Source organism: Bradyrhizobium sp. sGM-13, assembly GCF_018398875.1.
Taxonomy (GTDB): domain Bacteria; phylum Pseudomonadota; class Alphaproteobacteria; order Rhizobiales; family Xanthobacteraceae; genus Bradyrhizobium.
Map to the genome: position 1 here is coordinate 1 of NZ_JAGWDK010000042.1, position 25244 is coordinate 25244.

Consider the following 25244-nt stretch of genomic DNA (forward strand, 5'->3'; position numbering starts at 1 on the left):
GCGGGGGGACAGCTTTGCTTCAACGACTTCGAGCGGTGGTTATGGGCCCCTGCGTTCGCAGGGGCGACGGCACAGTGTGGTGCGCCTTACATCGTAGCCCCAAGCACCCAGGGCGCGAACTCGGCGCCGCCGAAATCGAAACTCTCGCTCTTCGTCGGCTGACCCGACGCCGTTTTCAGCATCAGCTCGAAGATGCGCTGGCCACATTGCTGCACTGTCTCCTCGCCGTCGAGGATGGTGCCGCAATTGACGTCCATGTCATCTTCCATGCGCTTGTACATCGGCGTGTTGGTGGCGAGCTTGATCGAGGGCGCAGGTTTGCAGCCGAACACACTGCCGCGGCCCGTGGTGAAGCAGACGAGGTTGGCGCCGCCCGCGACCTGGCCTGTCGCCGCAACCGGGTCGTAGCCGGGCGTGTCCATGAAGACAAAACCCTTCTTGGTGATCGGCTCAGCATAGTTGAGCACGTCGACCAGATTGGTGCTGCCGGCCTTCGCCATCGCGCCCAATGATTTTTCCAGGATGGTGGTGAGGCCGCCGGCCTTGTTGCCGGGGCTTGGATTGGCGTTCATCTCGGCGCCTTCGCGCCTAGTGTATTCTTCCCACCAGCGCATCAGGCCGACGAGTTTTTCGCCGACCTCGCGGCTGACAGCCCGCCGCGTCAGCAGATGTTCGGCGCCATAAGTCTCCGGCGTCTCCGAGAGGATCACGGTGCCGCCGTGGCGCACCAGCAGATCGCTGGCAGCACCCAGCGCCGGATTGGCCGAAACGCCCGAGTAACCATCGGAGCCACCGCATTGGAGCGCCACCGTCAATTCGCTCGCTGCGACCTTCTCGCGTTTTACTTTATTGGCGTCGGTCAGCGCCTCCTTCACGAAGGCGATGCCGGCCTCCACCGTCTTGCGGGTTCCGCCGACTTCCTGGATGTCCATCGCGCGCAAACGTCCCGCGAGCTTCTGCTCCTCCATCAGCCCGCCGATCTGGTTGACCTCGCAGCCAAGCCCCAGCACGACCACATGGGAGAAGTTCGCGTGCCGCGCATAGCCGCCGAGTGTCCGCCGCAACAGCGCCAGCGGTTCGTTCTGCGTCATGCCGCAGCCGGTCTTGTGGGTCAGCGCCACCACACCGTCGACATTCGGATAGTCGGCCAGCGGGTTATCGCCGGTGAACGGATTCTTCTTGAACATGTCGGCGACGATGCCGGCGACATGGGCGCTGCAATTCACCGAGGTGAGGATCCCGATATAGTTGCGCGTTGCCACGCGGCCGTCGGCGCGGCGGATGCCGTCGAAGGTGGCGGGCAGATCGAAATTGGGCACCGGTTTGACGTCGACGCCAAAGGCATAGTCCTTGGCGAAATCGCCCATACCGCAGTTTTGCGTATGCACATGCTGGCCCGGCGCGATCGGCGCGGTGGCAAAGCCGATGATCTGGCCGTAGCGGCGGACCGGCTCGCCTACGGCGATCGGCCTGATCGCGACCTTATGGCCGGCAGGAATCCGTTCGGTTGTGGTGACGCCCTCGGCCACCACCATCCCCGGTGGCAAGCTCGCGCGCGCGATCAGCACGCCATCGTCAGGGTGCAGGCGGATCACGGGTGCCGGGCTGGTCATGGGGTTTCTCCAATGGTTCGCTTTAACCTCTCCCCGTCCTTTACGGGGAGAGGTCGGATCGCATCGAAGATGCGATCCGGGTGAGGGGCAAGGCAGTGACTTAATCCCTGGCGCAATGCTCGCCGGATAGAGGCCCCTCACCCCGACTCTCTCCCCGCAAGAGCGGGGCGAGGGAGAAGTAAGAGTTTACGCCTTGCCGCCCGAATCCTTCCTCGTCTGATTCACTTGCATCTTGGCGTAGGTCATCATCAGGCCGCTCTCGTTCGAGAGCGTGACGAGCTTGAAGCCCATGTTGATGGCGCGCACCGCGCCCTCGGCGCCGGAGCAGTGGATGCCAGGATTGAGCCCGCGCTTGCCGCATTCCTTGACGATCTTCTCGTAGATCTTGAGAATTTCAGGCTCGTCGCGGTCGAGCTTCGGCACCAGGCCATAGGAGAAACCGAGATCGGACGGGCCGATATAGACGCCGTCGATGCCCTCGACATCGAGGATCGATTCCATGTTCTCGACCGCCGTCCTGGTCTCCATCATCGGCAACAGCACGATCTCGTCGTTCGCCGTCTGCTGGTAGGTGCCGGCCGAGCCATACATGCCGGAGCGGATCGGGCCGTTCGAGCGCGTGCCCTTCGGCGGATACTTGGAGTACTGGACGAGGTTCTTCGCCTCCTCCTTGGTGTTGATCATCGGGCAGATCACGCCATAGGCGCCGCCGTCGAGCACCTTGCCGATGATGCCGGGCTCGTTCCAGGGCACGCGGACCATCGGCGTCACCGGATGGCCGTTCATCGCCTGAAAGCATTGGACCATCGAGAGGTAATCCTGCACGCCGTGCTGCATGTCGACGGTGACGCTGTCGAAGCCGCATTGCGCGATCACTTCGGCCGAAAAGCCGGAGGGGATCGCGAGCCACGCGTTCACCACGGCCTTGCCCGAGGCCCATACTTTCTTGACGTTGTTGGTTGCCATTGATCGCTTTCCCTTTGTGATCGTTACAATTTGCTGGAGTTCGCAGATTTGATTAGCTGGTCGCGCGCTGAATGCTCGCTTCGCTGACGCCGACCTCGCGGGCGGTGTTGACGATCGCAGCCCAGGTATCATCAGGCAGCGGCACGCCGTTCCTGGTGCGCTCGGCGCGCATCTTGCGTTCGGGGTCGCCCGGGACCAGCACGGACTCAACGCCGGCGATCGGCTTGGTCTGGCGGATGAAGTCGGTATAGCGCGAGATTTCGTCGTCGAAATAGTTGGCTGTGTCGATCACCTTGGGATCGATATAGAAGGCAAGCATGCCGTTGGCGAACTGCCGGCCGCCCGAGGTGGCGCCGGTGCCGGTCAGCGCACCGCCGAGCAGTTCGCAGATGAAGGCAAGCCCCGAGCCCTTGTGCTCGCCGAACGCACGGATGGCGCCAGTGCCCTTGGTGTGATCGCGCGGCCCGTCCGGCGTGTAGGGACCATAGAGCACGGACGGCTCTTCGCTCAGCGTGCCGTCGGCATCGACCAGTGCGCCGGTGGGAAGCTTTTTGCCGCCGCGGCTGGCGACCAGCACCTTGCCTTCGGCAACGATGGAGGTGGCAAAATCGAGCACGATCGGGTCCTGGCCCTGGCGCGGAATGCCGACGCAGTAAGGCGCGGTCGAGAGCCGTTTCTGCACGCCGCCATACGGCGCGACCAGCAGCGAGCCGGCGGCATTGACGAAGTGCACCGAAACCAGCCCTTCGGCGGCGGCCATCTCAGCCCAGTCGCCGACGCGGCCGATGTGGCCGGCGTTGCGCAGCGCGATGGCTGACAATCCCGCCTTCTTGCACTTCTCAATGCCGGTCCGCACCGCGAATAGCGTTACAGTCTGGCCATAGCCAAACTTGCCATCGACCACGGCGAGCGACGGCGTGTCGACGACAATCTCAGGGGTCTGGTTGGGAACGACGTTGCCTGTCTTCTTCCAGCGGATGTAGACCGGAACCCGGATCACGCCGTGGCTGTCATGGCCGGTGAGATTGGCTGTCGTGAGATAAGTGGCGATGCGCCTTGCTTCCTCGGGCGAGGATTCCGAATGCGAAAAAACCTCTGCGACGAAATCGATCAGATTGTTGACTTTTATTGTGACCATGTCCGGATTTCAGCCCTGTCCTTGCACGGGAGAGCCTGTGTTTGAGCAGCTAGCCCCGCGATTCCCGCACCGGTTTTGATGACCGGCTTGGCCGGCACTTTGAACGAAAAATCGCGCGTGTCTACCGCCTCAGTCGCATTTGACAAATGATTGCAATCATTTGCCCGGCCGCTATGCATCGGGCCAGTAGCATCATGCAAATTTGCGCTTACTCGTCTGCTTCGGCCTCGCCCTCACCCGCTACCTCCATCGCGGCAAGGCTGCGCTCAAGTTCGCCCAGCATGTCCTGCAATTCGGCGAGCTTGCGCGCGCCAAAACGGTGCGTGATCTCGGCGTAGATCGCTTCCGAGGTGGGCGCGACGGCCTCGATCAGCTTCAGCCCCTTGGACGAGATCGACACCTCGCCGCGGCGCAAATCTGCCTTAGCCGTGCGGCGTTCGATCAGATCGCGCGCTTCGAGATCGCGCAGGATTCGCGACAGGCTCGGCCCCAGCAGGAACGCGACACGCGCCAGCTCCGTCACCTCGATGGTATCCACCGCCGTCAGCGCGCGCAGGATCCGCCATTGCTGCTCGGTCAGCCCATGATTGCGCAGGGACGGACGGAACTGGCGCATCACGGCTTCGCGCGCGCGCAAGAGCGACATCGGCAGCGAGCGCGAGAATTCGCGCATCGGTGCGCGGCGTGCCTCTGCCGTTCCCTCCTGGTCCGAACGCGATCCGTTCGGCGATTTCTTGCCTGACATCTTCAGTGGCCCGCCCATCGGGAATCCTCGATCGAGCCAAGGATAGAGTTTTGCGGCGCAACAAGCATCAAATCAGTTTGCGCCGGAGAACTTAACATGTTAAGCAAATTTCAGCACCCGCTTTTTGCTGATCGAGCCGAACGCCCATGGCCCTTTCCAGAGATGATATCCGAAGCGCCGCCGAGCGGCTCGATACCGCCGAGAAGACCCGCAAACAGATCCGGCAGCTTTCGCTTGAACATCCCGGCATAACGATCGAGGATGCCTACGCTATTCAGAAAGCATGGGTCGAGATGAAGGTCGCGCAGGGGCGCACCGTGAAGGGCCACAAGATCGGCCTGACCTCGAAGGCAATGCAGAGCGCGCTCAATATCGACGAGCCGGATTCCGGCATCCTGCTCGATGACATGTTCTTTGCCGACGGCGGGCTTGTGCCGTCGGATCGTTTCATCGCCACCCGCGTCGAGGCAGAACTCGCCTTCGTGATGAAGTCGCGGCTGGCTGGACCGCACTGCACGATGTTCGACGTCCTTAACGCCACCGATTTCGTGGTGCCCGCGCTGGAAATCCTCGACACACGAGTCGAGCGGATCGATCCGCAGACCAAGGCGACCCGGAAGATTTTCGACACCATCGCCGACAACGCCGCGAATGCCGGCATCGTGCTCGGCGGCCGCCCGATCCGGCCAATGGACGCCGACCTGCGCTGGATCGGCGCGCTCTGTTTCCGCAACGGCCAGCTTGAAGAGACCGGGCTTGCGGCCGGAGTCCTCAATCATCCCGCGACGTCAGTGGCGTGGCTTGCCAACAAGATCGCGCCGAATGGGTTAGCGCTTGAAGCCGGTCAAGTGGTGCTGGCGGGCTCGTTCATCCGCCCGATCGAAACCCGCAAAGGCGACACGATCCAGGCCGACTATGGACCTTACGGTTCGGTGAGTTGCCACTTCGCCTGACGCTTTAGGACGACAGGAGCCATCGGAACATGCCGCACTTCACGATTGAATATTCAGCCAATCTCGATGGGCGCGTCGACATGGGTGCGGTCGTGGAACTCGTCCGCCAAGCGGCGGTCGACACCGGCATCTTCCCGCTCGGCGGTATTCGCGTCCGCGCGATCAGATGCGAGCACTACGCGATCGCGGACGGCCGCCAGAATTACGGCTTTCTCGACATGGTATTGCGGCTTGGCGAGGGCCGCGACCTCGCCACCCGCAAGAAGGCCGGCGAACATATTTTCAAGGCGTTGTCGGCCTACCTTGATCCGGTGTTTGCGAGCGAAAAGTTCGCGCTGTCGTTCGACATGCAGATCAACGACAAGGAAACGAGCTGGAAGCGCAACAACATCCACGACGCTCTGAAAGTGGAGGCTATCAATGGATAAGGTGACACCTAAGGACGGGTTTCAGGCCAATCGCGACCGTGTGGCTCCCCTGCTCGCCAGGCTGAAGAGCGAAGGCATCGCCCACATGATCGACGGCAAGACCGTGCCGTCGGTCTCCGGCCAGACATTTGAAACGAAGTCCCCAGTCGATGGTGAGGTGCTGGCAGCGGTCGCCCGCGGCAACGCCGAAGACATCGACCGCGCCGCAACCGCCGCCGCAACGGCTTTCAAATCCTGGCGCGACATGCCCGCCGCCGCGAGGAAAAAGTTGCTGCATCGCGTCGCCGACGCGATCGAGGACCACGCCGACGATATCGCGGTGTTGGAATGCATCGACACCGGGCAGGCCCACCGCTTCATGGCCAAAGCCGCGATCCGGGCGGCGGAGAATTTCCGCTTCTTTGCCGACAAGTGCGGCGAGGCCCGCGACGGCCTCAACACGCCCTCCGAGGAGCACTGGAATATCTCGACCCGGGTGCCGATCGGCCCGGTCGGCGTGATCACGCCATGGAACACGCCATTCATGCTGTCGACCTGGAAGATTGCGCCAGCGCTGGCTGCCGGCTGCACCGTCGTGCACAAGCCGGCCGAATGGTCACCGGTTACGGCGGACTTGCTGGCGAAGCTTGCGAAACAGGCCGGCCTGCCGGACGGCGTGCTCAACACGGTCCATGGCATGGGTGAGGAAGCGGGCAAGGCGCTGACCGAGCATCCCGCCATCAAGGCGATCGGGTTTGTCGGCGAGAGTTCGACCGGTTCCGCGATCATGGCGCAGGGCGCCCCTACCCTGAAGCGAGTACATTTCGAGCTTGGCGGCAAGAACCCGGTGATCGTGTTCGACGACGCCGATCTCGACCGGGCGCTGGATGCGGTAGTCTTCATGATCTACTCGCTCAACGGCGAGCGCTGCACCTCGTCGAGCCGGCTGCTGGTCCAGCAAGGTGTCGCCGATAAATTCATCGAAAAGCTGACCGCAAGGGTCAAGGCCCTGAAGGTCGGGCACCCGCTCGAACCGGCGACCGAGATCGGCCCCCTGATCCATGAGCGGCATCTTGCAAAAGTCTGCAGCTATTTCGAGGTCGCGCGGAAGGACGGCGCAACCATCGCAGTCGGCGGCAAGCCGCACGACGGCCCCGGCGGCGGGCATTACGTCCAGCCGACGCTGGTCACCGGCGCACACTCAAAGATGCGGGTGGCGCAGGAGGAAGTGTTCGGCCCGTTCCTGACCGTGATCCCGTTCAAGGATGAGAACGATGCCATCGAGATCGCCAACAGCGTGCAATACGGCCTCACCGGCTATGTCTGGACCGGCGACATGGGCCGCGCGCTGCGCGTGGCGGATGCGCTGGAGGCCGGCATGATCTGGCTCAATTCCGAAAACGTCCGTCATCTGCCGACGCCGTTCGGCGGCATGAAGGCTTCAGGCATCGGCCGCGACGGGGGCGATTACTCGTTCGACTTCTATATGGAAACCAAGCACGTCTCGCTCGCCCGCGGGACGCATAAGATTCAGAGACTGGGAATCTAGAATTCACGTCGTTCCGGGGCGCGAAGCGAACCCGGAACCTCGAGATTCCCCGATGCGCAATTGCGCATCTGAGGTTCGGTCCTGCGGACCGCCCCGAACGACAACGCCGAGGAAACGCCTATGCCCGTTCCGACACACACATTCACCCCGCCGTTCAACATCATCCGCTGCAGCCATGCTGTGCTCGACGTCACCGATCTCGGCAAGAGCCGCGCCTTCTACGAAAACACCGTCGGCCTGCATGTCGAGGACGCCGACGACAAGGCGGTCTATTTGCGCGGCAGCGAGGAGCATCAGCACCACTCGCTGGTACTGCGGAAGGCCTCGGCCGCGGCCTGCAATCGACTCGGCTTCAAGGTCGGCAATGACGGCGACCTCGACAGGGCCGCGACCTTCTTTTCCGAGAATGGCATCCCTTACGCCTTCGCCGATCAGCCATTCCAGGGCCGCACCCTGCAGTTCACCGATCCCGCCGGCTTCCAACTCGAGCTCTATGCGTCGATGGACAAGCGCCCGCATCTGCTGCGGCGCTACGATCTCTATAAAGGCTGCCATCCGCAGCGGCTCGATCATTTCAACGTCTTCGCGCCCGAGGTTCAGGGCACCATCGACTTCTATGCGCGGCTCGGCTTCCGGCTGACCGAATATGGCGAGGAAGACGGCCCGAACGGGCGGATCGCAGCGGCCTGGATGCACCGCAAGGGCAACGTCCATGACTTCGCCATCACCAACGGCCGCGGTCCTCGCCTGCACCATTTTGCCTATTGGGTGCCGACGGCGATGAACGTCCTGCATCTCTGCGACGTGATGGCTTCAAGCGGATATCTGAAGAACATCGAGCGCGGCCCGGGCCGCCACGGCATCTCGAATGCATTCTTCCTCTATGTCCGGGACCCGGACGGCCACCGGCTCGAACTCTACACCAGCGACTACTTCACGGGAGACCACGACCACGAGCCGCTGCGCTGGTCGCTAAAGGACCCGCGCCGACAAACGCTGTGGGGCGCACCGGCGCCGCGCTCCTGGTTCGAGGAGGGTTCGTCCTTCACGGGTCAGGAGGTCCGCGAGCCGCTCTTTGTCGCCGACGTCTTGATCGCGGATTGACGGAACAGAAGATGGCTCCTCCTCGCCTCGCCTCTTTCACCATCAACGGCACGCAGAAATACGGCGCCGTGACCGATGCCGGCATCGTCGATCTCTCCGACCGGTTCGGAAAGGAATACCCGACGCTGCGCGAAGTCGTCGCCGCCGGCGCGCTGATGAGACTCGCCGAAGACGCGGCACGGCGCGCGCCGGATCATGCGCTCGATGCGATCGATTGGCAGCCGCCGATCCCCGCACCGGAAAAGATCATCTGCATCGGCGTGAACTACCCCGACCGCAACGCCGAATACAAGGACGGCCAGGACGCGCCGAAATATCCGAGCATGTTCATGCGGACACCGCGGTCCTTTGTCGGCCACAACGCGCCGCTGGTCCGCCCGCGCGCCTCGACGCAACTCGATTACGAGGGCGAACTGGTGCTTGTGATCGGCAAGGCCGGACGGCACATCAAGGAGAGCGACGCACTGGACCACATCGCCGCGGTGACGCTCTGCAACGAAGGCACCATCCGCGACTGGGTGCGGCACGCCAAATTCAACGTCACCCAGGGCAAGAATTTCGATTCCACCGGCAGCCTCGGTCCCTGGCTCGTGCCCTACATCGATGAAAGCCAGATTGCGGACATCCGCCTCACCACGAAGGTCAACGGCGAGACCCGGCAGGACGACCGCACCGGCCGGTTGATCTTCGGCTTCCGCTACCTGATCAACTATCTCTCGACCTTCACCACGCTGGTGCCCGGCGACGTCATCGTGACGGGCACGCCGACCGGCGCCGGCGCGCGGTTCGACCCGCCGCGCTATCTGAAGCCTGGCGACGTCATCGAGGTTGCGGCCGAGGGTGTCGGTGTGCTCAAAAACGGCGTCACCGACGAAGCCTGAAAATCCCGTGAGCGAGTGGACAGAACGATGAAATCAACTTCCGGCGGCGAAGCGATCGTCAACGGCCTCGTCGCGCATGGCGTCGACACCGTGTTCGGCCTGCCCGGCGCGCAGATCTACGGCCTGTTCGACGCCTTCCATCAGGCGCAGTTGAAGGTGATCGGCGCGCGGCATGAGCAGGCCTGCGGCTACATGGCGTTCGGCTACGCGCGTTCATCGGGCAAGCCGGGCGTGTTCAGCGTGGTGCCCGGTCCGGGCGTACTCAATGCCAGTGCGGCGCTACTCACTGCGTTCGGCTGCAACGAGCCGGTGCTGTGCCTGACCGGACAGGTGCCGACGGCGTTTCTCGGCAAGGGCCGCGGCCATCTGCACGAGATGCCGGACCAGCTCGCAACGCTGCGCACCTTCGTGAAATGGGCCGAGCGCATCGAATATCCCGATGCGGCGCCCGCCGCGGTGTCGCGCGCGTTTCAGGAGATGATGTCGGGCCGCCGCGGTCCGGTATCGCTCGAAATGCCGTGGGACATCTTTACGCAGCGCGCGCAGGTCGGCGCCTCATCCATGTTCGATCCGTTCCCGGCGCCGCAGCCCGATCCCGATCGCATCAAGGCGGCGGCTACGCTGATCAAGGATGCGAAGCGGCCGATGATCTTCGTCGGCAGCGGCGCGATCCATGCGCACGAGGAAATTCTCGAACTGGCCGAAATGATCGATGCGCCTGTCGTGGCGTTTCGCAGCGGCCGCGGCATCGTCTCCAACGCGCACGAGCTCGGGCTGACCATGGCGGCAGCCTACAAGCTCTGGCCGAACACCGATCTGATGATCGGGATCGGCACGCGCATGGAGCTACCGGCTTCGGGATTCCGCTGGCCATACCAGCCGAAGGGACTAAAATCCGTTCGCATCGATATCGATCCGACCGAGATGCGTCGGCTTGCATCCGACATCGCCGTGGTCGCGGATGCGAAAGCCGGCACGGCTGATCTCGTGGCTGCTGTGAAGAAGGCTGGCTATAGCAGGACCAGCGGCCGGCGCGCCGAAATCCGCGAGGCCACTGCAGCGGCGCATCAGGAGATCCAGAAGGTTCAGCCGCAAATGGCCTATCTGAACATCCTGCGCGAGGTGCTGCCGGCCAATGCGATCGTCACAGATGAGCTCTCGCAAGTCGGCTTCGCCTCCTGGTACGGCTTTCCGGTCTACGAGCCGCGCACCTTTATCACTTCGGGCTATCAGGGCACGCTCGGCTCCGGCTTCCCCACAGCGCTGGGCGCCAAGGTCGCCAACCCGGACCGCCCGGTGGTCGCGATCACGGGTGACGGCGGCTTCATGTTTGGCGTGCAGGAACTGTCGACCGCCGTGCAATTCAAGATCGGCGTTGTGACGCTGGTGTTCAACAACAACGCCTATGGCAATGTGCGGCGCGATCAGCGCCAGCATTTTGATGGCCGCGTGGTGGCGTCGGACCTGGTCAATCCGGATTTCGTGAAGCTGGCGGAATCCTTCGGCGCGGGTGCTGCGCGGCTAACTTCGCCCGATCAGTTCCGGCCCGCGCTGGAGAAGGCTTTAGCCGACGGCGGGCCTTACGTGATTTCGGTGGAGGTGCCGACGGATTCGGAAGTCTCGCCGTGGACGTTCATTCACCCGGCGAAGAACGCTTAGGCCTGCTTCGCCGCACCCCGCTGCATCCGCGACGCCGCGATCACCAGCAACCCCGCACCTGCAACCGACCAGCACGCGACGGGCGCCCAGTGCAACAGCGGCGCATATTCCGGCAGCTTTTGCAGGCCGCCGGCCACCGCCGCCATCCGTGCAAAGGTCGCGAGCGCCAGCGCGGAGAATACCAGCCCCACCACCTTGCCCTCGGCGCCGGTCTCCCCGATCGCGAGCGCCGCCGAAACCGCGGCCATCAGCATGCAGCCCCACGCCGCGCCGGCGATGAACTGCGCCGCGATCAGCATGTTGAGATTGCCAGCCATCTCGGCACCCAGCACGGCAAGCGCGCCGAGCAGGCCGGCGGCGCCCATCACGATCAGCCCGCCGCGGTGCTTGACCACGACACTTGCCGGAAACATCGCGATGTTGAAACCGATCCAGAACACCGGCATCAGCCATGGCAATTCGTCCGGCTTGGCAAAGCGCAGGAAGAACGGCGTGCTGTTGATGGAAAAATGCAGTTGATAACCGAGCGAGAGGATCACCATCGAAGCGATGAAGAACGTCGGTACCGGGCCAGGCGGTTTTGCAGGCGCAACCGGTTGTTTTGCGACGCGAGGTGCCTGCGCCAGATCACGCTCGATCTTCGAGAGCGCCAGGGCGGTAAGCAGCAATACCACGCCCGAGATCACGAAGGGCAACCGCGGGTCGTGGTTGCGCAGCACCAGGCCGAGATAGGGCGAGACAGCGCCCGCTAGGCCGTAGCCGAGCATCGTCAGCGCCGACAAAAACGGGATCGCCGGCCGCGCGGCGTATTTGCCGAGCAATGTCAGCGGCGGCGCGCGCAGGGCCGATGACGTCACGACCCAGATCACGATCAGGGCGATGAACCAGATCTGCGCGCCCGGCCCCGTACCCGCCACGAACGGCAGCGCGACAAACGCCGTGCAGGAGATTGCGGTCAGGACAGCGACGAACACGCCGAGCTTGCCGACGAAGGGTGCGATCTTGTCGGCGGCGATTCCCATCGCGGTGTCGGTGATGGTGAAGATTGCCTGATCCAGCATCAGGATCAGGATCACGGCTGACGGCGCGATGCCGACATCGGCGCAGAGTTTTGGCAAATAGACGACGTAAGTGGTCCAGCCCAGCGTGAATACGAGCTGCAGCACGGCAAGATAGACGCCGGTGCGATTGGCAGTGGTGTCGGACGTTGCTTCTGTCGTGCTCATGTCGGCCCCCCGGCGAAGGGAGCATAGACCAGAGGATACTTCACTGAAAAGCAATCCGATGCGGTCTCTTGCCCCGGATGCAGCGCAGCGTGTTCGGGATCGCGCTTCGCGCGACTCCTACGGTGCGCTGCTAAGCCGGGGCCGATTCGCGTGAGGCACCATGGTCCCGGCTCTGCGGCGCAGCGTAAAGAACGCTGCATCGCGTCCGGGACACGTTACCGCGCCTTGCGGAAAGTGAGATTGACGCGCTGGCGGCCCAACAGGGCATGCTCGCCGTCGGCGAGCGGGGCTACGCCGTGGAAGAACAGCCGCGACGGTCCGCCCCAGACCACGATGTCGCCGTGCTCGAGCCGGTAGCGCTTCGGTTTGTCGGCACGCTTCGGGCCGCCGAACAGGAAGATCGCGGACAGACCGAGCGACACCGACACGATCGGCGCGGCGAAATCTTGCTCGTCCTTGTCCTGATGGAGCGACATCCGTGCGCCTGGTGCGTAGCGGTTGATCAGGCAGGCATCGGGCGCGAAGCCGGCAAAGCCAACCTCGGCGGCCGCCTGCTTGGCAATTGCGCGGAAGCTCGGCGGCATCTCCGGCCAAGGCTGCCCGGAATCCGGATCAATGCCGTCATAGCGATAGCCGCTGCGGTCGGTCACCCAACCGGCACTCCCGCAATTGGTCATCGCGACCGACATCTGGTGACCGCTGGGCGTAAACATACGACGGAATGGCGCTCGCGCGATGATCTCGCGCAACGCCGCGACCACTTCGCTTTCGAAGGGCTTCGCATATCCGCGCAGCAATACCGCGCCTTCCGCCATCGCTTCGCGCGATGGGCGCACATCCGGCACGGCCTCGAACAAATCCGCAGTCAACTCAGTCCGCACTCATTTGGCATCGTGAAAGATCACGCCGACGGTATGGCGATGGCCGGAGCGGATCCGGCTGACGCCGTGGCGCAGGTTAACGCGATAGGGCCCACGCGTCCCCTGCACCGGCCGGTGATGCACAGCAAACGCGACGGCATCGCCCTGCCTCAGCGGCACCACCTCGGGCCGCGACTGCATCCGCGGCCGCTGCTCGGTCAGTACGAACTCGCCGCCTTCGAAATCGCGCCCGGGTTCCGACAGCAGGATCGCAACCTGCAGCGGGAACACGTGCTCGCCATAGAGGTCCTGATGCAGGCAATTGTAGTCGCCCTCGCCATATTGCAGCAGCAGCGGCGTCGGCCGCGTCTGCCCGGCGTCGTGGCAGCGCTTCAGGAACGCTGCATGCTTGTCGGGATAGCGGACGTCGATCCCCATCATTTCATTCCAGCGATTGGCTATGCCGCAAAGCCGTGCATAGAGCGCCGGCCGCAGTTCCGTGATCAGATCAGGCAGCGGATAGTCAAAATATTTGTACTCGCCGCGACCAAACCCGTGGCGCCCCATCACGATCCGGCTGCGGAAATTCTTGTCGTCGGAATAGAGTGCCGCAAGGGCGTTGCATTCGTCCGGCGACAACAATCCCTTCAGCACGGCGCAGCCCTGCGCGTCGAGATCGGCGGTTACCTGCGTCCAGTCGATGGCTGCCACGCGGGCGGCGATGTCGGGGGCAGGATGGTGGATGTTTCTTGCGGTTGCTTTCATGACGAGAGTCTCGCAGGACTGACGGCTTCAAGCCACCCGATTTCCGTTTCTGTCGTCGTCCCTGCGAACGCAGGGACCCATAATCACAGGTCGTCGTGGGTCGCCAAGCTGTGGCTCCAGCTCGCCATAACAACGAACCAAGGTGGTTATGGGTCCCTGCGTTCGCAGGGACGACGTGGAGAAAGCTAGCCCAACACCGGCAGCGCGATCACGTCATAGCCGTGGCTGATCTTCCGCTTCAGCACGGGATCCTCTAGTTCAAACTCGAAGTGATCAGCCGGGCGGATGCCGCCCTTGGCGGCAAACGTGCCACCGAACATGGCGCAGCCGTCGGGCAGGCCTTTGCCGCCAAAACCGCGCTCGATCAGGTCGTTCACCGGCAACATGGCATCCAGCGTGCCCTCCTGATAGAGCACCCGCGCGCCGCCGATGATGGCCCAGGAGCGCAGGATCAAATTGTCCCAGTGACCGATGACTTCCTCCAGTTCCCACAGCACCGAGGCCACCGGCTTGTCGCACATCTGTTTTGAGACGGTGACGCTGTAGCTCTCCACCTTGCGGTCGGTATGGTCGGAGCCGCAGCCGACAAAGATGCGGCCCTGCCAGCCGATCAGCACGAACTCGACCTCGCCGCTGGTATCGCCGCCCGTTACCTCGATACGGTCGTCCTGGGTAATCCGCCGCGCCGAGCAGCGATAGTAGATCGGCGTCGTCGCGGGGCGCGCGATGCCAAGCGCTTCCAGTTCGGCGATATGTTTGTCGCGCGCGACCGGATCGCGCCCGGTCCATCCTGCGATGACGGCCTGGTCGATCGCGAGCGTCAGCGGCGTCAGCATACCTTTGTCGTCGACGTTGAAGGTCAGATCAAACACGGATGACATCCTCCATTCCGGCGGCGAGTTCGAAGATGCGGCGGTCCGATCCGCCGGCGGCTGCGAGCATCAGCCCGACCGGCACCTCGCCTTCGCGATGCGCGGGCAGCGAGATCGCGCAGCCGTCGAGCATGTTGATCAGGGTGCAATTGCGCAAGGATCGCAAATTCTGCGTGGTGAAGGCCTGGTCGTCGGCGAGGTCGGCGATCCTGGGCGGCGTATTCGCGGTGGTCGGCAGCACCAGCGCGTCATAGGGTGCGATGCGCTGCTCGGTTCGCGCAATGAACGAGCGGCGCGCCTTGAGGATGTCGATATAATCCGCCGCGCTGATGCCTTCGCCGCGCAGGATACGGACGCGGACACGAGGGTCGTAGACGTCGCCTTTGCCGGTTAGCAGGTAGCGGTGCCAGGCGTAGCTTTCGGCGGCGGCAAAACCGCCCTTGCTGTTCATGACGCCGACGTCGTGAAATTCCGGCACCTCAATGCGCTCGATCAACGCGCCGTGGCGCGACAGCGTCGCCAGCGCGCGCTCGAAGGTTTTGGCGACCTCCTCGTCGAGGTCATCGAGAGCGATCGTGGTCGGCACCGCGAGCCGCATGCCCTTGACGGTGCGCGGCTGCAACGGCTGCACGGCTTCATCCGCGAGCACAGCATCCAGCACCGCACAGCAAGCTACACTACGCGCCAGCGGCCCAAAGCTGTCGAGCGAGGAGGACAGCGGCACGCCGCCGTCGAGCGGCACGCGCACCTGCGTCGGCTTGTACCCGACGATGCCGTTATAGGCCGCCGGAATCCGGCAGGAGCCGCCGGTATCGGTGCCGAGCGCGCCATACGCCATGCAGTCGGCGATCGAGACCGCCGCGCCCGAGGACGAGCCGCCGGGCACATGGCCGACGCTGCGGTTCCAGACGCTCTTCGGCGTGCCGTAATGCGGATTGATGCCGATGCCGGAATAGGCGAACTCGGTCATGTTGGTGCGGCCGATCACGATGAAGCCGGCCTGGCGCAGCCGCGCCACCACGGGCGCATCGGCTTCGGCCGGCGCAGAATCTTCCAGCGCGCGAGAGCCGGCGCGGGTCACCTGCCCCTTGATGTCGTAGAGATCCTTGATCGAGACGGGAATGCCGGCATAGGGCGATGGCGCGGCGCGCGCTTTGCGCAGATGATCCATCGCGTCGGCTGCGGCGATCGCTGCGTCCTTGTCGACGTGGATAAAGGTCCGTGCGCCCTCGCCGGCGGGATCGGCAATCCTGGCGAGGCATTCCTCGACCAGTTTGCGCGCGGTAGTACGCCCGGAGTCGAGATCGGCAGCAAGACTGGCAAGCGTCGGATGGTCAGGCATGGCTCTCTTGTTCATTTCTTGTGGCGTCACTCGTGGTCCGAAGCGAGCCCGATGTCGAAAGCTGCATCGGCGATTTGCCGTGGCGCGGACTATTGCCCGAGACACGCTGGCATACAAGCGCTCTCGGGCGCGGGAATGCGGCCATGCATCTCCGTCGCCGCTCGGGCCGTTGACGGGCAATAGACAATGTCGCATCAAGGCCGCAACAAGCGGGTAACGCCCGACTTCCCAAGGAGAAACTGCCGACATGGCTGAGCCCGCGCGCGCCAAACCAAAGCCAACCCCGGAGACCCAGCATTTCTGGGACGGCACGCAGGCCGGCGAGTTGCGCCTGCAGCGCTGCGACGCCTGCGCCAACGTCTATTTCCCGCCGCGCCCGTTCTGCCCGTCCTGCGCCTCGCGCAAGGTTTCCGTGTTCAAGGCCAGTGGCAAGGGCAAGCTCTACAGCTATGTCATCAACCACCGCCCGGCCGCGCCCGGCTTCACCCCGCCTTACGCCATCGCCGTCGTCGAACTCGACGAGGGTCCGCGCATGATGAGCAACATCATCGATTGCCCGCAGACGCCGGAGGCGCTGGAACTCGACATGAAGCTCGAGGTCGCGTTCGAAAAGCTCGACGACAAGATCACCCTTCCCATGTTCCGTCCGGCGAAGGTTTAAGCACCATGCGCAGGAATCAAGTTGCCGTCGTCGGTGCTGCCGAGACCACCGAACTCGGCGTCATCCCGAACATGTCGCAGATCCAGCTCCACGCGGATGCGGCGCTCAATGCTATCGCCGACGCCGGGCTAAAGCTGTCGGACATCGATGGTATCGCGACCGCCGTGGAAACTCCGCAGCAGATCGCCCATTACCTCGGCATCACCCCGACCTGGGTGGACGGCACGTCCGTCGGCGGCTGTTCGTTCATGCTGCACGTCCGCCATGCGGCGGCAGCGATCGAGGCCGGCCTGTGCAAGACCGTGCTGATCACCCACGCCGAGAGCGGAAAATCGATGATCGGCAAATTGCCGCGCTCGATCCCCGCCGACAGCCTGCAGGGCCAGTTCGAGGCGCCGTTCGGCGTCTACGGCCCGCCCAGCATGTTCCCGATTCCCGTGCTGCGCTACATGAAGACTTACGGCATCACCCATGAGCAGATCGCCATGGTCGCCGTCGTGCAGCGCGAGTGGGCCGCGATGAATCCGCGCGCGACGATGAAGGACCCGATCACGGTTGCGGACGTATTGAACTCGCGGATGATCGCCTACCCGTTCCGCCTGCTGCAGTGCTGCCTCGTTACCGACGGCGGGGGCGCGCTGATCCTGACCTCGGCCGACCGCGCCAAGGACTTTCCGAGAAAGCCGGTCTACATCCTCGGCACCGGCGAGAGCGTGGAAACGCCGATGGTCAGCCAGATGGAGACATTCAACTCCTCGCGCGCCTTCAAGGTCGCAGGTCCCACCGCCTTCAAGGAAGCCGGCATCACCCACAAGGATGTCGATCATTTGATGATTTACGATGCCTTCGCGCATCTGCCGCTCTACGGCCTCGGCGATCTCGGCTTCATGCCGCACGAAGAGACCGGCAAGTTCATCGCCGATGGCAACACCCGCCCCGGCGGCAAGCTGCCGCTCAACACCAATGGCGGCGGACTGAGCTACATGCATTCCGGCATGTACGGCATGTACGCGCTGCAGGAGAGCGTGCGGCAAATGCGCGGCATCGCGCCGGCGCAGGTCAAGGACGCGAAGATTTCGGTCTGCCACGGCGTCGGCGGCATGTTCGCGGCGAGTGGCACGATCATCTTTACGAACGAGAAATGAGCGAGCTGCTCGCCTCTCCCTCTCCCCGTTCTTACGGGGAGAGGGTCGGGGTGAGGGGCTGCTTCCACACACTCGGACTCGCGGAGAGTCCCCCTCACCCGGATCGCATCTGCGATGCGATCCGACCTCTCCCCGCAAGCGGGGCGAGGTAGGAACGCACAACTCAATCGGAGACCCCCAATGACAAAATCACTGCAAGACAAAGTCATCATCGTCACCGGCGCCGGCCGCGGCATCGGGCGCGAGATCGCACTGCTTTGCGCCGCGGAAGGCGCAAAGGTCGTCGTCAACGATCCCGGCGTTGCCGCCGACGGCGCCGGATCGAACGCGGCGCCCGCCGAGGAGGTAGTCGAGGAGATCAAGAAGCGCGGCGGCACCGCGGTCGCCAATTTCGAGTCGGTGGCAGAAGCGATCCCGGCGAGCAAGATCGTGAAGACGGCAACCGATCATTTCGGCCGGCTCGACGGCGTCGTCAACAATGCCGGCATCTTGCGCGACATGATCTTCCACAAAATGAGCGTGGAAGCCTTCGAGGCCGTCATCAAGGTACACCTGATGGGCTCGTTCTATGTCAGCCACGCCGCAGCACGGCTTTACCGCGAACAGGAGAGCGGCTCCTTCGTGCATTTCACCTCGACCTCGGGTCTGATCGGCAATTTCGGCCAGGCCAACTACGCCGCCGCCAAGCTCGGCATCGTCGGCCTGTCGAAGTCGATCGCACTCGACATGGGCCGCTTCAACGTCCGCTCGAACTGCGTCTCGCCGTTCGCCTGGACCCGCATGATCGGCACCATCCCGACCGAGACCGAGGCCGAGAAGGCGCGCGTCGCAAAGATCCAGCAGATGGGTCCGGAGAAGATCGCGCCGCTCTGCGCCTATCTGCTCAGCGACGCCGCCAAGGACGTCACCGGGCAGATCTTCGGCGTGCGCATGAACGAGATTTTCCTGTTCAGCCAGAATCGTCCGCTGCGCTCGGTGCAGCGGAGCGAAGGCTGGACGCCGCAAACCATCGCCGAGCACGGCATGCCGGCGCTTGCGGGATCGTTCTACAAGCTCGATCGCTCCGCAGACATCTTCACGTGGGATCCGATCTGAGAACGACTCCCCACGAGGTCGTCCCTGCGAACGCAGGGACCCATACGCCGCGGCCTATTTGTCGAGCGCTGGGTAGTTATCTTCTGAAACAATCGAAGCCGGTGGTGATGGGTCCCTGCGTTCGCAGGGACGACGACTTCCGCCATCTCTGACTATTTCACCACAGCCCGCCCGCTTTATGCCGGAATGCGAGCCGATGTTTTTCCTCCCAAACAAAAATACACGGGAGGAAATCATGACAACCTCGCTGACCTTTTCCGATTCCCAACAACAAGGCGGCGGTTTTGACCGTCGCAAAATACTGACCGGCGCGGCAGCGCTCGCCGCTTCCGCCGTAACGATGAAGACGGCTTCCGCGGCCTCTGTGGCGCCACTCGGCCAGACCGCTGCGCCAACCACCGCAACGCCGCCTCTGCCGCTCGGCCCGCTTCCCGGCGCCCGCTATCCGGACGCTCGCCTGGAGTCGATGAAGAAACCGAAGGTTTCGTTCGGGCCGACAGGCTTTCCGGCCTTCGCCGGCACCATGGCGGTCGAGCGCGTCGCCACCGGATTCCGTTGGGCCGAAGGCCCGGTCTACTTTGCAGCCGGGCGTTACGTGCTGTTCTCCGATATTCCCAACAATCGCATCATGCGCTTCTCGGAGGATGACGGTCATCTCAGCGTGTATCGCCAGCCGTCGATGAACTCGAACGGCAACACCATCGATCGCGAGGGACGCCTGATCACGTGCGAACATTCCGGCCGGCGGGTCACCCGGACCGAACTCGACGGCTCGATCACTATCATCGCCGATAAGTACAACGGCAAGAAACTGAATTCGCCGAACGACGCGGTCGTCGCGGCCGACGGTTCGATCTGGTTCTGCGATCCAGCCTACGGAATCGGCGGCTATTACGAGGGCATCAAGGCCGAGCCCGAGCAGGAAAAGAAAAACGTCTACCGGGTGGATCCGAAATCCGGCGACATCAAGATGGTGGTCGATGACTTCGTGCAGCCGAACGGCCTTTGCTTCTCACCTGACGAGAAGAAGCTCTATATCTGCGATACCGGCTTCACCGACGGACCGGATAACCCGTCGCATATCCGCGTGTTCGACGTGGATCTCGCGGCCGGAAAGCTTTCGAACAGCAAGGTCTTTGCGGACATGCCCAAGCCCAGTATTACCGATGGGCTGCGCTGCGACACGGCCGGGCGCCTTTGGTGCTCCGTGGGTTGGGGAGATCCGAATGAGGACGGCGTGCGCTGCTACACTCCTGACGGCGATCTCCTCGGCAAGATCCACATACCGGAAACTGTCGCCAACCTGTGCTTCGGCGGTCAGCAGCGGAACAGACTCTACATCTGCGGCTCGTCATCGCTCTATGCGGTCTATACGAGTGCGCAGGGCGCGTTGAAGCCGTGAACGCGAAGAGCGCTGTTAGGTGGGATCTCCCACCACGAAGTCGTCCCCGCGCACGCGGGGACCCATAACCACAGGGTTCTGTAGCTGAAGGATGATGTCTCCCATCCTCCCCTACTGATAGATCACGCGGTATGGGTCCCTGCGTTCGCAGGGACGACGGCCGAGGTTTGCTTCCCTCACCCGCTATTCCTCAACCCTGCAGAAATCCCGTTAATCGTAAGCTGAATCCCGCGCAGCACCTGCTCGTCCGGACTATGCGAGCGATGCTCCTTCAACAATTCGACCTGCACGTGGTTGAGCGGATCGAGGTAGGGGAAGCGATTGCGGATTGAGCGTTCCAGCAGCGGGTTGCCCTGCAAGAGGCGCTCGTGGCCCATGATGTCGAGCAGGGCCTCGATCGAGGCATGCCACTCGCGCCGGATGCGCCCGAAGATGCTTTCGCGCAACGCCACGTCGGGCACCAGCTCCGCGTAGCGCGAGGCGATCGCAATCGAGCTCTTGGCCAGCACCATGTCCATGTTCGACAGCAGCGTGCGGAAGAACGGCCATTCGCGGTAGAGCTCCTGCAGGAACGGCATGCCCTGCTCCGGGTGCTCCGCAATCCAGGTCTCGACCGCGGAGCCGAAGCCGTACCAGCCCGGCAGCATCAGCCGACACTGCGCCCAACTGAACACCCAGGGGATGGCGCGCAGGTCCTCCATTTCGCGGGTCTTCTTGCGCGACGCCGGGCGGCTGCCGATGTTGAGCGTCGAGATTTCGGTGATGACGGTGGAGCCCCAGAAATAATCGGCAAAGCCTTCGGTCTCATAGACCAGCCCGCGGTAAGCCTTGAATGCCAGCGCCGACAATTGCTCCATTGCCGTCAGATACTCTTTCCGCGGCGCGCTCTGCCGGGGATGCAGCAAGCTCGCCTCCAGCGTCGCCGCGGCCAGGATTTCCAGATTGCTGCGGCCGACTTCCGGATTGGAATATTTGCTGGAGATGATTTCACCCTGCTCGGTGATGCGGATCTGTCCGTTCACCGCGCCGCCGGGCTGTGCGATGATGGCGTCGTAGCTCGGCCCGCCGCCGCGGCCGACCGATCCGCCACGGCCGTGAAACAGCCGCAAGCGCACGCCGTGACGCTCGAACACGTCGACCAGTTCGATTTCGGCCTTATACAGCTCCCAGCCCGAAGTGACGAAGCCGCCGTCCTTGTTGCTGTCGGAATAGCCGAGCATCACTTCCTGGATGGCGCCACGGCTGTCGACCAGCCTGCGGTAATCGTGCAGCGCCAGCATCCGGTCCATGATGCCCGATGAGGCCTGCAAATCCTCGATGGTTTCGAACAGCGGCACGATGTTGATGGCGCTACGGCCGGACGGATTGACGAGGCCGACCTCCTTCAACAGGACCGCCACCTCCAGCATGTCCGACATGCCCTTGCACATGGAGATGATGCATTGGTGGATCACGTCGGGGCCGAAGCGCGCATGGGCCTCGGCGGCTGCGCGGAACACTGCGAGCTCGCCAAGTGTTTCTTCGCTGTACTTGACGAATACCGAGGTCAGCGGCCTGGCGCTGCGCAGCTCGCGCAGCAGCAGATGGATGCGGGCCTCCTCACTCAGTGCTAGATAGGACATGCCGGGGATGGCGGCATCGAACAGTTCAGCGATCGTGCGCTCGTGCACCGCGGAATTCTGCCTGATGTCGAGCCGGGCCAGATGAAAGCCGAAGCAATCCACGGCACGACGCAGCAAACGCAACCGACCGCGCGCGATCACGCCCGAATTGTTCGCAATCAGCGATCGATCCAGAACGTCGAGATCGGCTTTGAACTCCTTCACGCTCGCATAAGGCGCGGCCTCGCCGACCGGACGACGCGTCGTCTCGACCTCGAGCTTTGCAGCGGTCGCGGTCAGCCTTGCATAGATGCCGGATACTGCGAGCCGATATGGTTCACCGCTCCTGTGCGGCGACGTATCCGGGGACCGCTCGGCCAGCGCGCGCAATTCGTCGGAGACGTCGGCCAGGTGCGCGGCCAGCGACAATTCGGAGCCGAGGACATGCAACTCTTCCAGATAGAAGTTCATCACCCGGCTAGACTGCAGGCGCAGCGTGCCGCGCATGACGTCGGCAGTGACAAAGGGATTGCCGTCGCGGTCGCCGCCGATCCAGCTTCCCACGGTCAGGAACGACGCCAGCTCGCCGGGCGCATCGCCGTCCTCCCGATTCAACCGGTCCTCCAGCGCGCAGTGCAGCCGCGGCACCTCGTGCAGGAAGGTGTAGTCGTAGAATGACAGGCCGTTGGCGACTTCGTCGAGCACGGTCAGCTTGGTCCGGCGTAGCAGGTTGGTCTGCCACAGCGTCAGTACGGCGCGGCGCAACTGCTCGTCGCAGGCCTCGGCCTCCTCCGGCGTAAGCTGGACGCGCTCGCGCCGGTCGAGCAGCGCGGCGATCTCCATCTCGCGGTCGATCGTGCTCTTGCGGCGGACTTCCGTGGGATGCGCCGTTAGGACCGGGCTGACCTGGGCCCCCTTGAAGAAGCGGCGCAGCTCGGCCGCGCTGATCCCCGCGGCCTTTGCGTGAGCGAGCGTCTGGGTCAGCGCGCTCGGTCGCGGCCCGCCGGGACCGCGGCCACGTATCTGGCGGATGTTGTTCTGGTCCTCGGCGATGTTGGCGAGATGCGAAAAATAGCTGAAGGCGCGGACGATCCGCACGGTATCGCTGATCGACATGCTATCGAGGATGGTCTCGAGCTCCCGCCGCGCCAGCTTGTCCTCGTCGCGATGGAACCGGATCGAAGTCTGCCTGATACGTTCGACCAGATCGAAGACGTCAGCGCCTTCCTGGTCGCGGACGGTATCACCGAGAATCCGCCCGAGCAGGCGAATGTCGGTCCGCAGCCGCGCATCCTCCTCCCACGCCAGCGCCTCGTCGCTGGACCGGACTTCGATGTCGGAAGGCATGGTCTGGGAAGACATTGGCTGGCCACCTCAAACTGCCCGGCTCGTCCGAGTGTGCAATTTTTCTGCCGCAGTGCAAGATAAAGATGTGGGCTTGCCTACCTCCCTGCTTGGCGTCGTCCCTGCGAACGCAGGGATCCATACTCCGTGTCTTCTCTTAGGGCACACTGGGGGGAGAGATCTCTTCCAACCCCCGCAGCCTGTGGTTATGGGTCCCTGCGTTCGCAGGGACGACAGGATACTAAATCCTCCGCCCTGCCCGCTCCCAATAGGGATCGCGCAGGCGGCGCTTGAAGATCTTGCCGGAATCTTCCCGCGGCAGGTTGGCCTGGATTTCGATGTGTTTTGGTACCTTGTAGTCGGCCAGCGCGACCTTGAGCTGGCTGCGGATGGAAGCCGGATCTAGCGTCACCGCCGGCTGCGGCTCCACCACAGCCATCAGCGCCTCGCCGAATTCGGCGTCGGGAATGCCGAACACCGCGCAATCATGCACGCCGGGAATCGCATGCAGCGCGGCCTCAATCTCGGCCGGATAGATATTGACGCCGCCTGAAATCACCATGTCGCGCTTGCGGTCGCAGATGAAGACATAACCGTCCGCGTCGATGTAACCGACGTCACCCGAGGTGATGAACCCATCGCGATCGATCTCGGTGCGCTTTTCCGGCTTGTTGTGGTAGGTGAAATCGGGATTGCCTGATATGCGCGAGTAGATTTCGCCGATCTCGCCCTGCGGCAGTTCCCTGCCGTCGTCGCCGATGAAACGCAATTCCGCACCCGGCGCGATCTTGCCGACGGTACCGGGCTTCTTCAGCGCGTCCTCGGAGGTCGCAAAGGTAACCGCGCCGGACTCGGTCGAGCCGTAGAATTCGTAGATGATCGGCCCCCACCACTCGATCATCGCACGCTTGACGTCCGCCGGACAGGGCGCGGCAGCATGAATGACATGGCGCAAGGACGACATGTCGTACTTCCTGCGGACCTCCTCCGGCAGCTTCATCAGCCGGATGAACATGGTCGGCACCATGAAGATGGTGTCGATCTTCTCGGTCGCGACCACGCGCAAAAATTGTTCCGCGTCGAAGCGCGGCATGATCACCAGGGCGCCGCCGAGACGGCCGGCGCGCAGACCGAACGAATTCGGCGCAGAATGATACAGCGGCCCTGGAAGCAATGCGCGGGCCCCCGGCTTGAGGCCGTAGATCATCGCGCGCATGCGCTCGGCGTTTGCGCTTTGCTCCGGCGTCGGCGCAAAGCGGCGCACACCCTTGGGATGGCCCGTCGTGCCGGAGGTGTAGATCATGTTCTGCGGCTGCGGCACGGCCGGCCCGTCATAACGCGGGTGTTGGTTCAGCCAGGATTCGAAATCGATCGCGAAGTCGGGCGTCGTCAGATGATCGGGATTGATCTTGTAATGGCTGAGAATCTCCGGTGGGGTCGGCACGCTGAGCGCCGTGACGCCTTGCGGGATCGCCTCGCGCAACTGATGCAGCATGTCGGCATGCGCAATCAGCACGGATGTGCCCGAATCCTTCAGCACATAATTGATCTCTTCCGGCTTGAAGTGCCAGTTGACCGGCACGCCATAAGCGCCGAGCCGCATCGCAGCATAAGCCGCCTCGATGAAGGCGATGTCGTTGCGCATCAACATGGCGACGCTGTCGCCCTGTTTGACGCCGAGCTTTTGCAGACCGCTGGCGATGCGCTCAGTCCGCTCAGTGACCTCGCCGTGGTCGCGCCGGCGCTCGCCGCTGATGATGCCTTGGAAGAGTTGGGAGGCTGACATTGTCTTTTTCCGATCTGCTGTCGGGTTTGAAAGCTGCGCAGTCATTCCGGAGCGATGCGAAGCATCGAACTATGGTGCGCAATTGCGCACCTGAGGTCTGGTGCTAACGCCACCATCCCGGAATGACCGG

General features: G+C 63.5%; 21 protein-coding genes. 10 read left to right on the plus strand and 11 right to left on the minus strand.

All coding sequences use genetic code 11. The features are described from left to right. Positions 1 to 86 precede the first annotated feature (86 nt). From KJQ96_RS33775 to hpaR, 4 genes are all read right to left on the minus strand, one after another. Entirely contained in the window at positions 87 to 1613 is a 1527-nt protein-coding gene (locus KJQ96_RS33775) for a UxaA family hydrolase (protein ID WP_213290584.1), read from the minus strand. Between the two features lie 186 nt (positions 1614 to 1799). Next, positions 1800 to 2579, minus strand: a complete 780-nt coding sequence (locus KJQ96_RS33780) for an HpcH/HpaI aldolase/citrate lyase family protein (RefSeq protein WP_028350925.1) — start codon at positions 2577 to 2579, stop codon at positions 1800 to 1802. Between the two features lie 52 nt (positions 2580 to 2631). Continuing rightward, positions 2632 to 3717, minus strand: a complete 1086-nt coding sequence (locus tag KJQ96_RS33785) for a malate/lactate/ureidoglycolate dehydrogenase (RefSeq protein WP_213290585.1) — start codon at positions 3715 to 3717, stop codon at positions 2632 to 2634. A gap of 208 nt (positions 3718 to 3925) precedes the next feature. Further along, entirely contained in the window at positions 3926 to 4462 is a 537-nt protein-coding gene (gene hpaR, locus KJQ96_RS33790) for a homoprotocatechuate degradation operon regulator HpaR (protein ID WP_213290607.1), read from the minus strand. Positions 4463 to 4608: 146 nt separating this feature from the next. Between hpaR and hpaH the strand changes: the two genes are divergently transcribed. From hpaH to KJQ96_RS33820, 6 genes are all read left to right on the plus strand, one after another. Further along, positions 4609 to 5415, plus strand: a complete 807-nt coding sequence (gene hpaH, locus KJQ96_RS33795; RefSeq protein WP_213290586.1) for a 2-oxo-hept-4-ene-1,7-dioate hydratase — start codon at positions 4609 to 4611, stop codon at positions 5413 to 5415. A 29-nt stretch (positions 5416 to 5444) separates the two neighbouring features. Beyond that, positions 5445 to 5843, plus strand: a complete 399-nt coding sequence (locus KJQ96_RS33800; RefSeq protein WP_213290587.1) for a 5-carboxymethyl-2-hydroxymuconate Delta-isomerase — start codon at positions 5445 to 5447, stop codon at positions 5841 to 5843. Further along, the gene (gene hpaE, locus KJQ96_RS33805; RefSeq protein ID WP_213290588.1) at positions 5836 to 7371 is read left to right on the plus strand and encodes a 5-carboxymethyl-2-hydroxymuconate semialdehyde dehydrogenase; all 1536 of its coding nucleotides are present in this window, start codon (positions 5836 to 5838) and stop codon (positions 7369 to 7371) included. The genes KJQ96_RS33800 and hpaE overlap by 8 nt, the downstream gene beginning before the upstream one ends. A gap of 120 nt (positions 7372 to 7491) precedes the next feature. Further along, positions 7492 to 8475, plus strand: a complete 984-nt coding sequence (hpaD, locus tag KJQ96_RS33810) for a 3,4-dihydroxyphenylacetate 2,3-dioxygenase (protein WP_213290589.1) — start codon at positions 7492 to 7494, stop codon at positions 8473 to 8475. A gap of 11 nt (positions 8476 to 8486) precedes the next feature. Further along, on the plus strand, positions 8487 to 9356 hold the full coding sequence (locus KJQ96_RS33815) for a fumarylacetoacetate hydrolase family protein (RefSeq protein WP_213290590.1): 870 nt from the start codon (positions 8487 to 8489) through the stop codon (positions 9354 to 9356). 27 nt (positions 9357 to 9383) lie between these two features. Next, entirely contained in the window at positions 9384 to 11015 is a 1632-nt protein-coding gene (locus tag KJQ96_RS33820) for a thiamine pyrophosphate-dependent enzyme (RefSeq protein ID WP_213290591.1), read from the plus strand. Here KJQ96_RS33820 and KJQ96_RS33825 read toward each other — a convergent pair. The 5 genes from KJQ96_RS33825 to KJQ96_RS33845 all read right to left on the minus strand — a co-directional run bounded on the left by KJQ96_RS33825 (position 11012) and on the right by KJQ96_RS33845 (position 16080). Beyond that, on the minus strand, positions 11012 to 12241 hold the full coding sequence (locus KJQ96_RS33825; protein ID WP_213290592.1) for an MFS transporter: 1230 nt from the start codon (positions 12239 to 12241) through the stop codon (positions 11012 to 11014). The genes KJQ96_RS33820 and KJQ96_RS33825 overlap by 4 nt on opposite strands. 215 nt (positions 12242 to 12456) lie before the next feature. After that, positions 12457 to 13110, minus strand: a complete 654-nt coding sequence (gene alkB, locus KJQ96_RS33830) for a DNA oxidative demethylase AlkB (RefSeq protein WP_213290608.1) — start codon at positions 13108 to 13110, stop codon at positions 12457 to 12459. A gap of 12 nt (positions 13111 to 13122) precedes the next feature. Then, the gene (locus KJQ96_RS33835; RefSeq protein ID WP_213290593.1) at positions 13123 to 13866 is read right to left on the minus strand and encodes a 2OG-Fe(II) oxygenase; all 744 of its coding nucleotides are present in this window, start codon (positions 13864 to 13866) and stop codon (positions 13123 to 13125) included. A 185-nt stretch (positions 13867 to 14051) separates the two neighbouring features. After that, a complete protein-coding gene (locus KJQ96_RS33840; RefSeq protein WP_213290609.1) occupies positions 14052 to 14738 on the minus strand; it encodes a DUF2848 domain-containing protein in 687 nt (228 codons plus the stop codon). Continuing rightward, entirely contained in the window at positions 14731 to 16080 is a 1350-nt protein-coding gene (locus KJQ96_RS33845; protein WP_213290594.1) for an amidase, read from the minus strand. The genes KJQ96_RS33840 and KJQ96_RS33845 overlap by 8 nt, the downstream gene beginning before the upstream one ends. A gap of 247 nt (positions 16081 to 16327) precedes the next feature. Here KJQ96_RS33845 and KJQ96_RS33850 point away from each other — a divergent pair, with 247 nt between their 5' ends. From KJQ96_RS33850 to KJQ96_RS33865, 4 genes are all read left to right on the plus strand, one after another. After that, complete coding sequence (locus KJQ96_RS33850) at positions 16328 to 16741, plus strand: Zn-ribbon domain-containing OB-fold protein (RefSeq protein WP_213290595.1); 414 nt, start codon at positions 16328 to 16330, stop codon at positions 16739 to 16741. A 5-nt stretch (positions 16742 to 16746) separates the two neighbouring features. Continuing rightward, the gene (locus KJQ96_RS33855) at positions 16747 to 17886 is read left to right on the plus strand and encodes a thiolase (RefSeq protein WP_213290596.1); all 1140 of its coding nucleotides are present in this window, start codon (positions 16747 to 16749) and stop codon (positions 17884 to 17886) included. Between the two features lie 180 nt (positions 17887 to 18066). Then, a complete protein-coding gene (locus KJQ96_RS33860; protein ID WP_213255746.1) occupies positions 18067 to 18981 on the plus strand; it encodes an SDR family oxidoreductase in 915 nt (304 codons plus the stop codon). A gap of 466 nt (positions 18982 to 19447) precedes the next feature. Further along, positions 19448 to 20383 (plus strand): SMP-30/gluconolactonase/LRE family protein, encoded by a 936-nt coding sequence (locus KJQ96_RS33865; protein ID WP_213290610.1) that lies wholly within the window; start codon positions 19448 to 19450, stop codon positions 20381 to 20383. Between the two features lie 176 nt (positions 20384 to 20559). Here the strand turns inward: KJQ96_RS33865 and ppc are convergent, their stop codons facing one another. Together ppc and KJQ96_RS33875 are read right to left on the minus strand one after the other, a co-directional pair. Next, entirely contained in the window at positions 20560 to 23346 is a 2787-nt protein-coding gene (gene ppc, locus KJQ96_RS33870) for a phosphoenolpyruvate carboxylase (protein ID WP_213290597.1), read from the minus strand. 223 nt (positions 23347 to 23569) lie between these two features. Further along, positions 23570 to 25114 carry an acyl-CoA synthetase gene (locus tag KJQ96_RS33875; protein WP_213290598.1) on the minus strand — a complete coding sequence of 515 codons (1545 nt, stop codon included), beginning with the start codon at positions 25112 to 25114 and terminating at the stop codon, positions 23570 to 23572. Positions 25115 to 25244 lie beyond the last annotated feature (130 nt).

What these genes read in the sequence shown, in the direction of transcription:
- KJQ96_RS33800 (WP_213290587.1), top strand. Translation starts at nt 5,445, where the DNA reads ATGCCGCACTTCACGATTGAATATTCAGCCAATCTCGATGGGCGCGTC.
- KJQ96_RS33845 (WP_213290594.1), bottom strand. Translation starts at nt 16,080, where the DNA reads ATGCCTGACCATCCGACGCTTGCCAGTCTTGCTGCCGATCTCGACTCC.
- hpaD (WP_213290589.1), top strand. Translation starts at nt 7,492, where the DNA reads ATGCCCGTTCCGACACACACATTCACCCCGCCGTTCAACATCATCCGC.
- hpaR (WP_213290607.1), bottom strand. Translation starts at nt 4,462, where the DNA reads ATGTCAGGCAAGAAATCGCCGAACGGATCGCGTTCGGACCAGGAGGGA.
- KJQ96_RS33780 (WP_028350925.1), bottom strand. Translation starts at nt 2,579, where the DNA reads ATGGCAACCAACAACGTCAAGAAAGTATGGGCCTCGGGCAAGGCCGTG.
- KJQ96_RS33835 (WP_213290593.1), bottom strand. Translation starts at nt 13,866, where the DNA reads ATGAAAGCAACCGCAAGAAACATCCACCATCCTGCCCCCGACATCGCC.
- KJQ96_RS33785 (WP_213290585.1), bottom strand. Translation starts at nt 3,717, where the DNA reads ATGGTCACAATAAAAGTCAACAATCTGATCGATTTCGTCGCAGAGGTT.
- hpaE (WP_213290588.1), top strand. Translation starts at nt 5,836, where the DNA reads ATGGATAAGGTGACACCTAAGGACGGGTTTCAGGCCAATCGCGACCGT.
- KJQ96_RS33775 (WP_213290584.1), bottom strand. Translation starts at nt 1,613, where the DNA reads ATGACCAGCCCGGCACCCGTGATCCGCCTGCACCCTGACGATGGCGTG.
- KJQ96_RS33825 (WP_213290592.1), bottom strand. Translation starts at nt 12,241, where the DNA reads ATGAGCACGACAGAAGCAACGTCCGACACCACTGCCAATCGCACCGGC.
- KJQ96_RS33855 (WP_213290596.1), top strand. Translation starts at nt 16,747, where the DNA reads ATGCGCAGGAATCAAGTTGCCGTCGTCGGTGCTGCCGAGACCACCGAA.
- KJQ96_RS33850 (WP_213290595.1), top strand. Translation starts at nt 16,328, where the DNA reads ATGGCTGAGCCCGCGCGCGCCAAACCAAAGCCAACCCCGGAGACCCAG.
- KJQ96_RS33865 (WP_213290610.1), top strand. Translation starts at nt 19,448, where the DNA reads ATGAAGAAACCGAAGGTTTCGTTCGGGCCGACAGGCTTTCCGGCCTTC.
- KJQ96_RS33875 (WP_213290598.1), bottom strand. Translation starts at nt 25,114, where the DNA reads ATGTCAGCCTCCCAACTCTTCCAAGGCATCATCAGCGGCGAGCGCCGG.
- KJQ96_RS33860 (WP_213255746.1), top strand. Translation starts at nt 18,067, where the DNA reads ATGACAAAATCACTGCAAGACAAAGTCATCATCGTCACCGGCGCCGGC.
- KJQ96_RS33820 (WP_213290591.1), top strand. Translation starts at nt 9,384, where the DNA reads ATGAAATCAACTTCCGGCGGCGAAGCGATCGTCAACGGCCTCGTCGCG.
- hpaH (WP_213290586.1), top strand. Translation starts at nt 4,609, where the DNA reads ATGGCCCTTTCCAGAGATGATATCCGAAGCGCCGCCGAGCGGCTCGAT.
- KJQ96_RS33815 (WP_213290590.1), top strand. Translation starts at nt 8,487, where the DNA reads ATGGCTCCTCCTCGCCTCGCCTCTTTCACCATCAACGGCACGCAGAAA.
- ppc (WP_213290597.1), bottom strand. Translation starts at nt 23,346, where the DNA reads ATGTCTTCCCAGACCATGCCTTCCGACATCGAAGTCCGGTCCAGCGAC.